The organism is Mycobacterium deserti (genome assembly GCF_025345615.1).
In the GTDB taxonomy this organism is placed as follows: Bacteria; Actinomycetota; Actinomycetes; order Mycobacteriales; family Mycobacteriaceae; genus Mycobacterium; species Mycobacterium deserti.
Genome location: NZ_JAODWD010000001.1, coordinates 562,319 through 575,207 on the forward strand (window position 1 = coordinate 562,319; position 12,889 = coordinate 575,207).

9 protein-coding genes are annotated in these 12,889 nt (G+C 63.4%); 6 read left to right on the forward strand and 3 right to left on the reverse strand.

Translation table 11 applies throughout. The features are described 5' to 3' along the window. The first annotated feature begins 13 nt into the window (after positions 1-13). Genes N4S67_RS02845 through N4S67_RS02855 form a run of 3 tightly spaced genes read left to right on the forward strand, consistent with a single transcriptional unit; the run spans position 14 to position 2,468 of the window. Positions 14-946 carry an ATP-binding cassette domain-containing protein gene (locus N4S67_RS02845; RefSeq protein WP_313959919.1) on the forward strand — a complete coding sequence of 311 codons (933 nt, stop codon included), beginning with the start codon at positions 14-16 and terminating at the stop codon, positions 944-946. After that, the gene (locus N4S67_RS02850; RefSeq protein ID WP_260991414.1) at positions 943-1,680 is read left to right on the forward strand and encodes an ABC transporter permease; all 738 of its coding nucleotides are present in this window, start codon (positions 943-945) and stop codon (positions 1,678-1,680) included. The genes N4S67_RS02845 and N4S67_RS02850 overlap by 4 nt, the downstream gene beginning before the upstream one ends. Further along, positions 1,677-2,468, forward strand: coding sequence for an ABC transporter permease (locus N4S67_RS02855; RefSeq protein ID WP_260991415.1), 792 nt, complete (start codon positions 1,677-1,679; stop codon positions 2,466-2,468). Before N4S67_RS02850 ends, N4S67_RS02855 begins: the two co-directional genes overlap by 4 nt. Before the next feature lie 406 nt (positions 2,469-2,874). Here N4S67_RS02855 and N4S67_RS02860 read toward each other — a convergent pair whose 3' ends face one another. After that, positions 2,875-3,777: a glycosyltransferase gene (locus N4S67_RS02860; protein WP_260991416.1), complete on the reverse strand. Its 903-nt coding sequence runs from the start codon at positions 3,775-3,777 to the stop codon at positions 2,875-2,877. Next, positions 3,774-5,123 carry a UDP-glucose dehydrogenase family protein gene (locus tag N4S67_RS02865; RefSeq protein ID WP_260991417.1) on the reverse strand — a complete coding sequence of 450 codons (1,350 nt, stop codon included), beginning with the start codon at positions 5,121-5,123 and terminating at the stop codon, positions 3,774-3,776. Before N4S67_RS02865 ends, N4S67_RS02860 begins: the two co-directional genes overlap by 4 nt. Positions 5,124-5,619: 496 nt before the next feature. Between N4S67_RS02865 and N4S67_RS02870 the strand changes: the two genes are divergently transcribed. Continuing rightward, positions 5,620-7,002, forward strand: a complete 1,383-nt coding sequence (locus tag N4S67_RS02870) for a Coenzyme F420 hydrogenase/dehydrogenase, beta subunit C-terminal domain (RefSeq protein ID WP_260991418.1) — start codon at positions 5,620-5,622, stop codon at positions 7,000-7,002. Positions 7,003-7,006: 4 nt separating this feature from the next. Further along, positions 7,007-8,101 (forward strand): polysaccharide pyruvyl transferase family protein, encoded by a 1,095-nt coding sequence (locus tag N4S67_RS02875; protein WP_260991419.1) that lies wholly within the window; start codon positions 7,007-7,009, stop codon positions 8,099-8,101. 3 nt (positions 8,102-8,104) lie between these two features. Here the strand turns inward: N4S67_RS02875 and N4S67_RS02880 are convergent, their stop codons facing one another. Further along, positions 8,105-11,341, reverse strand: coding sequence for an MMPL/RND family transporter (locus N4S67_RS02880; protein ID WP_260991420.1), 3,237 nt, complete (start codon positions 11,339-11,341; stop codon positions 8,105-8,107). A gap of 187 nt (positions 11,342-11,528) precedes the next feature. Between N4S67_RS02880 and N4S67_RS02885 the strand changes: the two genes are divergently transcribed. Further along, on the forward strand, positions 11,529-12,776 hold the full coding sequence (locus N4S67_RS02885) for a glycosyltransferase (protein WP_260991421.1): 1,248 nt from the start codon (positions 11,529-11,531) through the stop codon (positions 12,774-12,776). Positions 12,777-12,889: the final 113 nt, after the last annotated feature.

A 12,889-nucleotide genomic window follows, 5' to 3' on the forward strand; every position in this document is an offset into this window, starting at 1 on the left:
ATCGTTTTGTTTCGTGATCGAACTGGAAGCCGTCAGCAAGACGTACGGGGAGACTGTCCCCGCGTTGCGGGACGTGAGCTTCTCCGTTCCCACCGGTTCGGTCTGTGCGTTGCTCGGCCATAACGGCGCCGGTAAGACGACCGCGGTCAAGATCCTGTCGACGTTGGTGCGGCCTACTTCGGGCCGGGCCGTTGTCGCCGGCTATGACGTCGTCGAAAGTCCTGCTGAAGTTCGTCAGAGCATCGGTGTGACGGGGCAGGAAGCCGCCGTCGATCCCCTTCTCAGCGGTCGGGAGAACTTGGTCCTGTTCTCCAGGCTGCGAGGCATGCGGCGTGGCCGTGCCCGTTCCCGTGCCGACGAGTTGATCGAGCAATTCGATCTCGCGCACGCGGCGGACCGGCCGGTGTACACCTACTCGGGGGGCATGCGGCGTCGCGTCGACATCGCCGCCGCGCTCGTCGTCTCACCCAAGGTGCTGTTCCTCGACGAGCCGACCACCGGGCTGGACCCGCGCAGCCGCCGCGAAGTATGGAGCCTGGTGTCGGCAATGGCCGCACAAGACGTGACGGTGCTGTTGACCACGCAGTACCTCGAAGAAGCCGACGTCCTGAGTGATTCGATCATCATTCTCGACTCAGGGCGCGTCGTGGCTTCGGGAACGGCTGAGGACCTCAAGCGCCGGGCCGGGTCGAGCTACTGCGAAGTGACGCTGGTGAACCCAGCCGATGTGTCTCGAGTCGCCGACGCACTGCGCGATCTCGGCGAAGTGGAAACCGATTTCGATTTGAACACCGTTGCAGTGCCGGCAGCCGACGGGCCCGCCACGCTCGCCGAGGTCCTGCGCCGCATCGACCGTCTCGGCGCCGAACTGATCGACATCTCGCTGCGCAAACCTTCTCTCGACGAGGTATTTCTGCACATCACTCGGCCGTCCATCACCGCATGACGGGACTGGCTGCGCTCACCGAGCGCATCGTGCTCAGCGCACGCCTCGACTTGATGTTCGCGGTGATCGCGCCGGTTGTCGGCTTCATCGGCGTCGTGCTCGTCTTACAGAACATCATCGACACCGGCGGAATGAGCTACGCCCAATATGTCCTACCGGCGATAGTCGTCCAGGCGATGCTGTTCGGCGCCATGACGACCACGGACCGGGCAGCTCATGAGCAGTCGTCGGGCTTCGGGCTGCGCCTGCGCACATTGCCGATAGCCGTCATGGCACCACTGACGGCGCGAATGCTGTACTGCCTCATCCGAGGCGTGCTCGCCTTGGTGGCGGCCGTTGCCATCGCGTACCTCTTCGGATTTCGACTGAGTGGCGGGCTGGGCTACGCCGCCGCTTTCGTCGTCCTCCCGCTTGTGCTGACGTTGGCCTTGTCGCTCGGCGCTGATGCCACGGGCACCGTCGCCAAAAGGGTCGGCAATGCCAGCCAGCTGTTGCAGATCCCACAACTGTTGCTCGTCCTCCTGTCGACGGGCCTTGCGCCCGTCGACGCCTTCCCGGGGTGGGTGCAGCCGTTCGTGAAATATCAGCCGGTCTCACAGGTCACCGACACGCTGCGGAACTTCGCCAACGGCGAAGTGGTCACCAGCAACCTGGTGACCAGTACGGCCTGGTGCATAGGCCTGCTCGTGGTGTTCGGCGTCCTGGCGGTCCGAATGCAGAGGCGGACGGAGTGAGCGCCGAACAGGTAGGACGCAACACACTGGCCTTCGAGACGGTTGTCTTCGCGGGGCGTCAGTTCACCCGCTGGCGGCGCCTTCCGGCGGTGCCAATTCAGTCGCTCCTGCTGCCTACGCTTCTGCTGGTCACCTACAGCCTGATGGTCAGTAAATCCATGACGAAACTGACCGGCGCCAGCGGTCTTCACGGCCTCGTGCCGATGTGCGCGGTGGCGGGAGCGATGTTGGGCGCCATCGGAGCCGCTCTGGCAATGCCCAGGGAACGCGAATCGGGCGTCTTCAGCCGATTCTGGACACTGCCGGTGCATCGAGCCAGCGCGCTCACCGGAATGCTTCTCGCCGAAGCGGTTCGCACGTTGGCGGCGACTGCGCTCATCACGGCCGTGGGTTTCGCGCTCGGCTTCCGATTCGAGGGCAGCTGGCTGGCGATCGTCCCGTTCATGCTCATGCCCGTGCTGGTGGTTGTCGTCTTCTCGGCCGCGGTGATAACGGTTGCGATGCGTCCGCAGGGACGAATTCTGCTGACGTGGCTGGGCACCGCCTCGATCGGCCTGGTTTTCGGCAGCAGCGGCATCGCCCCGCTGGACATCTACCCGTCGTGGCTCCGCCCGCTCGTCTCGCTGCAGCCGATGTCTCCGGTCATCGAAACCATGCGGGCACTTGCGCTCGGGAATCCGGTGACGTTGCCGCTATTTCAGGCGCTGGCGTGGATCCTCGGCCTCGGCGCGGTGCTGCTGCCGCTGGCCGTACGCGGTTACCGCACAGCGGCCGAAAACGACCGTTGACCTCTCCGCGCGCCAGCGGGCAACGGTATTGCCGGAGCGTTTGCGGTTTGATCGCGACCCGGTAGACCTTCCGCGCACTGTATGCACGGGGTGGGTAGAGCAGACGTTGCACATCCGCCGGAAGCACATTGCCCCTGCCTGTCTCGCTGCGCTGCGCAAGAACCCGAGTCACTTCCAAGTGCCACTTCCAAGGAGTGACGGGTGAAGTAGTTGATGTGCGTGACAGGGTCCGCGTCCAGCGGGATCCCCGCCCAGATTTCCTGCGGCACTTCGGCGTAGAGGACGCCGGTCGGTTTGAGGTAATAGCGCAGCGATGAGACGAGGTTCGCGCGTGACCATCGCACGGCGGGAACGTTGCCATCACCTCCAAAGGGCAATCACGGCAGTCGAACTCACTACCAGCGGCTCAACCTGCACCCGCCTCGTAGGGCACCGGCGCCGCAAATTCGCGGCTTTTTAGCTTCCCTGCCATATACCCGTAGGTGAAGGCACCGTCCATTGCGGCGACGGCAAGAATCTCGCTTGGCCTTCCTCGGAATCGCTCCCGCCACTGTTGCATCGCCGCCCGCAGTTTGATCCGCAGGGATGCATCGGTGCCGAAGGGACGCGGCGAATACTCGCCGTACACCCACTCCAGGTATGCAGTGCTTCCGCCGTACCGCTTCCACTGGCTTGCCAATTCTCGCAGCGTCGTCCGCGGCTCCCACTCCATGAGCACACGTGCGTCGGCCGCCATCGTGCCCAGCGATTGCTCCTGTATCCGCCAGCAGATATCGGCGTCACCGCCGCTGCGCATCGCGCGGAACCCGCCGACCTTCTCGAAGGCGATTCGATCGATCCCGAGGTTTGCCGTCGGAAAGTAGTCGGGCCTACCCGGGACTCCCACCATGCCACGCAGGTGGAACGGCTGCTGCCTCGCCGCCACCCGCGCGGCGAGTGTCTGTCCAGAAATCGTTCGAACATTCGTGCAGGACAACGCAACACCCGGACGGCTCTGAAGTTCGCGGTGCGCTTCGAGCCAACCCGGAAGCGGGCGGCACCGTCCATCCGTGAAGATCAATATGCCAGCCGCCGACGTACTCGCGGCGACTTGGCGTGCGTAGTACGGCCCGCGGCTTTCCGGCACGGTGACGACTTTCGCGCCAAGCGCGCCCGCCACCTGCCCCGTCGCGTCGTTCGAAGCGTCATCGGCGACCGTCACCCGGTCACGGTCGGTGAGCTGCTCCAACAGCGGCCGGAGGATCGCCGGCAGGTGATCGGCCATGTTCCGGGCCGGGATGATCACCTCGATCGAGCCGTCGGACGTCACAGTCGCTCCTGCGAAGCGTCGATGTGTGGTGTCAACGGTCTACGTCCTAACGCATGCACAAGCCAGCCCGCGCCGGCCCAGTACTCGCGGTCGATCGCATTTCGCGTGTCGAGCAACCGCGGCGCTCTCACAATCGAGCGGAACGCGAGGGGGTCGATGTTGCAGTACTCCTCCCACTCCGTTGCCAGCACTATCAAATCGACGTCTCGGCAGGCTTTTTCGACATCTTCGCAGTAGGTGAGCGTGGGAAATCTCGCTCTTGCGTTCGGAATCGCCTTGGGATCATGGACACGTACATCCGCTCCCCGCAGGTGCATCGACGCAGCCACGTTCAACGCCGGGGAGTCGCGAACATCGTCGCTGTTCGGCTTGAACGCGGCACCGAGCACCGCGACGTTCTTGCCTAGGAACTCGCCGCCGACGAGCGCGCTGGCCGCTGCGACGGCCTTCTCACGCCGACGCACATTGATCTTGTCGACCTCATGAAGGAATCTCAACGAGTCCGATGCGCCGAGTTCGCCGGCTCGGGCACTGAAAGCCCGGATGTCTTTGGGCAGGCAGCCGCCACCGAATCCGAGACCCGCAGTCAAGAACCGACTGCCGATGCGGTCGTCATAGCCTAGGGCGTTGGCGAGCGTCACTACGTCGGCACCGACCAGTTCGCACACCTCGGCCATGGCATTGATGAACGAGATCTTGGTCGCCAGAAAGGAATTGGCCGCAACCTTTACCATCTCCGACGTCGGCAGGTCGGTGGTGACGTGCGGGATACCCTCATCGATAAGAGTGCCGTAAACCTGCAGCAGAACCTTTTCGGCGTGCTCGGAGTCAACCCCGAAAACCAGTCGGTTCGGACGCAGCGTGTCCTCGATCGCTTTGCCTTCGCGAAGGAACTCCGGGTTCCACGCGATCTCCAGGGCCGGCGCCGACGGCCGGGCGGCCAGCTCTTCGGCGAGCCGCTGCGCGGTTCCGACGGGCACCGTCGACTTCCCGACGATCAACCCGGGAGTGTCCGCACTTGCAGCGATCAACTTCACCGCGTTGTCGACGTATTGGATGTCGGCGGCGTCGGACCCTGGAAGCTGCGGCGTGCCGACGCAGACGAAGTGCACGGTCGCATTCGCGAGCGCTTCTTCGACGTTCAGTGTGAACCTGAGCCGCCCCGAGGACAGCGCCGACTGAAGGAGTTCCTCGAACCCCGGTTCGTAGAACGGCGACACACCACTGGAGAGCAGCGAAATCTTGTTCGCGTCGACGTCGTAGGCGCGCACGTCATGGCCCAGGTGCGCCATGCATGCGGCGTGGACGGCGCCCAGGTAACCCGTACCGATAACGCTGAGTCTCATCTGGCTAGATCGCCCCTCGAGTGCCGGTGCTCGTATCAGTGAAATGTAACGCGCGCTTTACCCACGGCGGCGCGCAGCCGTCGGCTCGTTCCTTTTGACTGCATATGCTGCAATCTTGGCAAACCGGTGCCTCTAATTGTCCGCTTCCCAATCTGCGTAACCACGCCTACGATGCCCATCGCGCAACGCCCCCTCGATCGCATCGGCTCCGGTACATGAGACCAACCGATCATGTATCTCGCAACCCGAGTCCGAACTCGCTTCATATCTTCTGTAAGCACCAGCTAGTCTGACCGAGACCACGCATATCGGCGCACGCTTTCACGAGTTTCGTTCCTCACCGCACTTAAGTAGCGGCGCTCGAAAGCTGACCGCACAGCTCGATACTAAAGGCGCGAGAAGGTCTAGGAGAGCGGTGAAGAACAGGTTCCAATTAGAAGTCCTCGACAACGGGTTCTGCTCGGGTTGCGGCGCATGTACCGCAGTGAATCGGAATATGACGGTCGATTTCAACGACGAGGGCCAACTCATGGCCTCCTATCGACTGCCCACCGCCGGTGGCGAGGAGAACAAGGTCTGTCCCTTCAGCGACGATGCGCCCAATGAGGATCACATTGCAGATCGGTTGTACGGGGAACTCGCCCGCGCCGAATTCGTGGGTCCTTATCGGCAGTGCTACGTCGGCCACGCGGTATCCGACGACTACCGAAAGCATGGATCGAGCGGCGGACTTGGCCGCTGGCTCAATGCACAGTTGCTGGCCCAACGCGAGGTCGATTACGTCATTCACGTCGAGTCCGCCACCGAGGGTGACCGCTACTTCGACTACACGATTTCGACGGAACCAGAGGAACTGCTGACCACGGCGCGGTCGGCATATTATCCCGTCAGTATGGACAGGGCGCTGGCATTCATACTCGAGAATCCCGGGCGTTATGCGATTACTGCGGTGCCCTGCTTCGCGACGGCGCTTCGCAACTTGGCCGAACAGAATCCGGTTATAGCGGAACGGGTTAAATTCGTGATCGGCATCATCTGCGGTCACCTGAAGACCGTGAATTTCGCCAAAGCCCTCGCCCTTCAGGTCGGAGTTCAACCAGATGACCTGGCGACCGTCGAGTTCCGCCATAAGATATCCGGCCTCCGGGCCAACGAAAAAGGCTTCGTGGCATTTACGAAAAATGGCGAACGCACCGAACCCGTGAACACTCGCAGCCTTTTAGGCGGCGACTGGGGTCACGGCTTCTTCAAGTACAAAGCGTGCGACTATTGCGACGACGTCATCGCCGAGACCGCAGATATCGCGATTGGAGATGCGTGGCTGCCGAAATACATGAAAGATTCTCGCGGATACAGCGTTGTCGTGGCGCGTCACCCCATATTGGAAAAAATGATCCAAGCCGGCATGGCTGACGGTTCGCTGGCCCTAGAAGAGGTTGACCCAGAGGTCGTTGTGCGATCACAACTCGGCGGAATACGGCATCGGAATGAGGGCCTGGCGCAGCGGCTGATCGACGATCATAGCGCCGGAAAGTTCACCCCGAAAAAGCGGGTCGAACCGGCGTCGGCAAGTTCGGACAGACGCTACATATACCGGTTCAGGGTCCAGAGCCGCGAGCGAACGCGGTTCGCTCTCCAGAACTCGCGGGACCGTGATGGGAACTACCAGAAGCAGCTGTTCGTCGATCAGGTCGAGGACATCCTGCGGCTCGCCAATCCGCCGCTGATGTCACGCTTGGTCATTGGACCGCTGCGGCACATGGCCGACGAGGCTCGCCGACTCGCCTCGATAGGCCGTCGGCGAGTGAAAGGCCGCATCAACCGTCAGCCGCCGCGCGGTGTCGGCTCGGACCCGCTGGTTCGCCACCGGGCGGAATGACCTCGTGATAGTCGATATCCGCGGAACGAACACGCGCAACAAGGGTGCGCAGCTCATGCTGCAGGCTGCGTGCGAGCGAATCGGTGACCTATTCGAACTCTCGGTTCCACCGCTGCTGACCGACCGCACCGTCCGCGCCGACCTCGGGCTGCGGACGACACTCTGCGACCCTGTCGTGCCCCGGATGAGCTCCTTTGCCGGAAACATCGTCCCGTCGGCCATTCGACACCGACGAGGTCTGACGTCCGACCGCGAGATCGGCGGGGTGCTCGACGCGTCCGGATTCCACTATTCCGACCAATTTCCCGTTGCCTATCCACGCAGATCGGCGCTGGCGGGTCGGTCATGGCAACGTCGACGAATACCGAAAATTCTTCTGCCGCAGGCTTTCGGGCCGTTCGACAAGCCGGGCACACGACGCTGGTCTGAAGAGGCACTCGAACAGGCGCAGCTGATCTTCGCCCGTGACGACGTGAGCGAGCAGTATGTGCGCACACTTCGGCTGAGCACGCCGATCTTGCGGAGTCCCGACTTCACCATCGGCCTGAAACCGCGGCCCATCGCACCGGTTTCGAACGACCCGTTCCTGGCTGTGGTCCCCAACACGAAGCTGTTCACTCACGGCGGTCTGAACCGGGCGAGATATGTTCAGCTTCTGGCCGGCCTGAGTCGTGCTGCACGTGCCGAAGGCCTCACGACGCTGGTGATCGTGCACGAGGAAACGGACCACGACATCGCGAAGGAGGTATCGAACACGATCGGCGCCCGAGTTCTGCGCGACGCTGATCCTCTGGTGCTCAAGGCCGCACTGGGGCAGGCGTCGGCCGCGGTGGCGAGCCGCTTCCACGCGCTCGTTGGCTGTCTGTCGCAATCGATTCCGACTCTGTCCCTGGGCTGGTCGCACAAGTACCGCGAGCTGCTCAACGACTTCGGCGTCGCCGACAGAGTCCTCGCCGAAGACAGCGACCCGCGCGCCGCGATTCAACGCATCCTGTCCGACAGTGCGGGCAACACGCGCCAGAAGGAACGCCAAAGCGAGTTGAGCGATCAGGTTGACGTCATGTGGGAGCGCACGATCAATGCGCTGAACGGACCGTGACCGTCAGCGACGCAAGCCGGACTTGACGGCTGTTTGCACCGGCCGAGCCACCGCCCGCTTCGATCGACGTGACGCGTTCGACGCCGCCACGACGCGCCCGCCGACACGAACCAGCTCCCGAGTCGGGTACGGCTCGTCGGTGTCGATCAGATCGGTCGGGGCGTCGTCGTCCGAACTGCCACCCCCGCGGGCCGGCTTCGGCCAGGAAACCTTTACCTTCGACGGCCACCAGTTCGCATTTCCGAGCAGCACGGCGATGGCGGGCACGGTGATGGTCCGGACGAGGAAGGTATCCAACAGTAGGCCGATGCCGATCACGAACCCGATCTGCACCACGCCGGCGATGCTGCTGACGGTCAATCCGAACATCGACGCCGCGAAAATCAAACCGGCCGACGTGATTACGCCACCCGTCACACCGACCGTCTTGATGACGCCGGTGCGCAGACCACGCCCAGCTTCGTCGCGGATTCGCGAGATGAGCAGCAGGTTGTAGTCAGCTCCGACGGCGACTAGGACCAGGAAGGTCATTCCCGGGACGCTCCACGCGATCTCCTGGCCCAGGATGAACTGGAACACGACCACGCCGATTCCGAGCGCCGACAGGTAGGACAAGATCACCGTGCCGACCAGGTAGATCGGGGCAACGATGGACCGCAGCAGCACCACGAGGATCAGGAAGACGACGACGAGCGTGAAGATGATGATGAACTTGATGTCGCCGTTGTAGTAATTGCGCATCTCGTTCTGCACCGCGGAGAACCCCACCATCGATATCTTGGCGTCCGCCAACGTCGTGTTGGGTCGCGAATCCTCTGCGGTTTCGATGATCTGCTTGATCTGATCCATCGCCTCGGTGCTGAACGGATTGAGACCGGTCTGCACCAGATAGCGCGCCGTGTGCCCGTCCGGGGAGATGAAGATGTTGGCTGCCCGTTTGAACTCATCGGTCACCAGGATCTGCGGCGGAATGTAGAACCCCGCCATCGAGGGGCTGTTGGCGTCGCGCCGCATTGCCTGCAGGAATGCCGAGGCCTGATCGAGCCCGGATCCCATCGCCTTGGTCTGATCGACCAGTAGTTGCGTGCCCATGGCGAGCGCTCGGCTGGAGTCGGCCAACAGGTTGGCGCCCTGCTCCACACTGGCGATCTGCTGCGGAACGGCACTGACATCCTCGAGGTTCAGTTGCCGCGCGGCATCCGTTGCGCTGGTGATGGTTCCGCTGAGATCCCGAAGGGTCTCGTCCAGCGTCTGGGTCCCGTCGGTGGATTCGAGGTCGCGACCGAGAGCGGCGATGCTGCGAACTGTCTGCGCGTTCTCGGGGGCGGTGAGCCGCTGCAGATCCCTGCGGGACGCGACGCAGGCCGGGTCCGCGTTGCAGGTCGTACTGGCGTTGAGCGCGGTGAGCATCGGGGTTGCCCACGTGTAGATGTCGGTGATTCGAGTGGTGCTGACGCCCATCGCCTGTCCGAGTGAGCGCATGTTCTCGACCAGCGCCGCGGTCTTGTCGATCTCGTCGAGTTTCGCCGATCCGCCGTAGGTCTGCTGCAGTTGGGCGAGCAGAGTGGCCAGCGGTTTGACGGTCACGACGGCGGTGAGAACGCCGTTGCGAAGTTGATCCAGAGTGTCAGCGAGCTGATGCGATCCGCCGGCCAGAGTGTTCAGACTCGAGTCGTTGGTGGCGATGAGTGTGGACGCGTCGCCCAGCTTGCTTCCCACTTCGCCGGCCTGATAGGTGGCCTTGGCCTGCTCGAGCACCTCGCCGGTGGGTCGAGTGATGCCACGGACGATCTCGATGTCGGGCAATTCGCTGACCCGCCTGGCCATTTCCTCCATGTCGGCGAGCGCCCGGGGGCTGTGCAGATCCTGTGGCGATTGGATGAGCAGGAACTGCTGCGCGGTGCTGCTGATCGAGAAGTGTTTGTCCAATGCCTCATAGGCCAGGTTGCTGTTGGCGTCGGCCGGGAGGTTCTTGCGCTCGTCGTAGTTGTACTTGATGAACCCGGCCGCACTGGCGAGCGCGATCAGGATCACCAGACTGACTGCCAGGTGCGTGACGGGCTTGCGGACGATGTGAACGGCGGACCGTCGCCATAGCCTGCCCGTGAGATCGCGCCGAGGCTTGATCCACCCACGCCGCCCGGTGAGCACGATCATCGCGGGCAGCAAGGTCACCGAGGCCACGAAGCCGACGAAGACGGTGATCGACAGCGCGGCGCCGACGGTGGAGAAGACGCCGAGCGTGGTGAAGGTCAAGCCGAAGAACGCCAGTGCGGTGGTGCCTGCCGACCCCGCGATCACCTTGCCGATCGATTCCAGCGCACCGATCACCGCGTCGTCGGAGCTCTGGCCGTTTCGTACGCATTCGTGGTATCGGCTGAACAAGAAGACCGCGTAGTCGACGCCTGCGCCCATGATCACGGCCGTCATGAACATGAGCGTCTGCGGTCCGAGCCCCAACAGGCCCAGGTCGCCAAGGCCGGCCACGATCTGTTGAGCCACCACCAGCCCGACGCCGATCATCAGAATCGGCATGATCATCGCGACCAGGTTTCGGTACACCAGGATCAGGATGAGGAGGACGATCCCCACGGTGGCGATCTCCATGATGAGCTGATCGCGCACGCCGATCTTGTTGAGATCGTCGATGGTCGATGCCGGTCCGATGACGTTGGCTTGCAGCGACGAATCAGCCGTTACTTCACGCACGGCCCTTTCGACACGCTTGTAGGCCTTCTGGCCCTCGCCGGTGCCCATCGCGCCCCGCATGTTGACGGGCAGCTGCCAGGCCTGATTGCTCTTGCTGGTCATCACCTGCCGCAGCTCGGGGATGGAGACGAAGTCCTGCATCGTCAGCACGTTCTCGCTGTCGGCGCGCAACCTGTCGACCAGCCTGCGGTAGGTCGCTTCGTCGGCTTGAGTCAGTCCGCTCTCGTTGGTGAGCACGATGACGGCGACGTTCCCGGAGTTGCCTGAGCCACCTTTGCCGCCGCCGGAACCGCCCTCGTTGAAGGCTTGGCTCATGTCGCGCCCGGCCACCATCACCGCCGAGTCGTCCGGCAACAGTCCCGGCGGGTTGCGCTCTGCGACTTCGATCAATGTCGGCAGCGTCAGGAACAGCGCAGCGGCAATGGCGATCCATGAGGCGATGACCAGTAGCGGGTGGCGGACGACCACCCGACCCAGTGCCGGAAATCCAGCCCCCGCAAACACACCGCTAATTGTGGCGCGCCTCAACATCCCCATTAGGCTACACGCGCGCCGAGGCGCGCAATTGCATAGCAACTTTGCTGTTCATCCCCCGACGGACCGGCCCAATTATAGGGCAGCCGTGGTATTTTCCCGCATCGCGCGTGCGCCAAATCGCGCACTGCGGACAGCGTTATTCGACGCGGCTCGAATAAGCCGAATGTGCTCTAATCGGGGCGTGAAATTCGCGGTGGCCGTCCACGGAACTCGTGGCGATGTGGAGCCCTGCGCCGCGGTCGCCCTCGAACTCCGCAGCCGCGGGCACGAGGTGAAGTTAGCCGTTCCGCCCAATCTCGTCGACTTCGTCGAGAGTGCCGGTCTGGCGCCCTGCGTCCCCTACGGGGTGGATTCTGCGCAGCAGATGGATGCAGACATCTTCAGGAAGTACTGGAAGATCCAGAATCCTCTGGTCGCACTGCGCGAAGTCAGGGAATACATCACCCAGGGCTGGTCGGAGATGAACGCGACGCTCAAGTCGCTGGCCGGCGGTTCGGATCTGATCCTTACCGGCACGACCTACCAGGAGGTCGCCGCGAACGTCGCCGAGTATTACGACATCCCGCTGGCCGCGCTGCATTACTTCCCGGCCCGGGCCAACAGTCACGTCTTACCTCTGCCGCTTCCGTCGGCCGTGGTGCGTTCCGGATGGGCCGTCATGGAATGGGTGCACTGGCGCGCGTTGAAAGAGGCCGAGGATGCCCAGCGACGCGATCTCGGTTTACCGACGGCGACCGTGCGCGCCGTGCGACGCATCGTCGAGGGCGGCACACTCGAGATTCAGGCTTACGATGAGCTGTTCTTTCCCGGCCTGGCCGACGAATGGGACGGTAAGCGACCCTTCGTCGGCGCAATGACGCTTGAGCTGGGCTCTGCGCACGACGACGAGGTGGCGTCGTGGATCGCTGCGGGCGATGCGCCGATCTACTTCGGATTCGGCAGCATGCCGGTCGCCTCGCCGGCCGACGCTGTGGCGATGATCACGGCAGCGTGCGCGGATCTGGGTCAGCGGGCCCTGATCTGCAGCGGCGCCGTCGATCTCGATGATGTCCGACCTGCGGCACACGTCAAGATCGTGCGCTCGGTCAATCATGCCGACGTGTTCCCACTCTGCCGCGCCGTCGTGCACCACGGCGGCGCCGGAACCACAGCGGCTGGAATCCGGGCCGGGGTGCCCAGCGTCATCCTCTGGGTGGGTGCCGATCAGCCGTTCTGGGCCAAGCAGGTTGAGCGGTTGAAAGTCGGTGTCTACGCCAGGTTTTCGAAGACGACCGCTGAGTCGCTGCGGGAATCGCTGCGCACCGTGCTTGAGCCGCTCTACCTCGCCCGCGCCCGCGACGTCGCGACCTTGTTGACGAAACCCGCTGACAGCGTCCGCGCCACAGCCGATCTTCTCGAGGCGGCTGCCCGCCGCGGACGTCTCTCCTGATCAGGCACGGTCTTGCGCCGACTGGCGCATGGCTCGAAGCTGCAGCACCAGATAGCCGACAGCGACGGCTGATCCGCCGAACAGGATCACCGCATGTGTCACGCCCACAGGTG

Bases quoted from the DNA above. Each gene is read 5' to 3' on its own strand.
- N4S67_RS02850 (WP_260991414.1), top strand. From the start codon at position 943: ATGACGGGACTGGCTGCGCTCACCGAGCGCATCGTGCTCAGCGCACGC.
- N4S67_RS02865 (WP_260991417.1), bottom strand. From the start codon at position 5,123: ATGAGACTCAGCGTTATCGGTACGGGTTACCTGGGCGCCGTCCACGCC.
- N4S67_RS02870 (WP_260991418.1), top strand. From the start codon at position 5,620: ATGACGGTCGATTTCAACGACGAGGGCCAACTCATGGCCTCCTATCGA.
- N4S67_RS02880 (WP_260991420.1), bottom strand. From the start codon at position 11,341: ATGTTGAGGCGCGCCACAATTAGCGGTGTGTTTGCGGGGGCTGGATTT.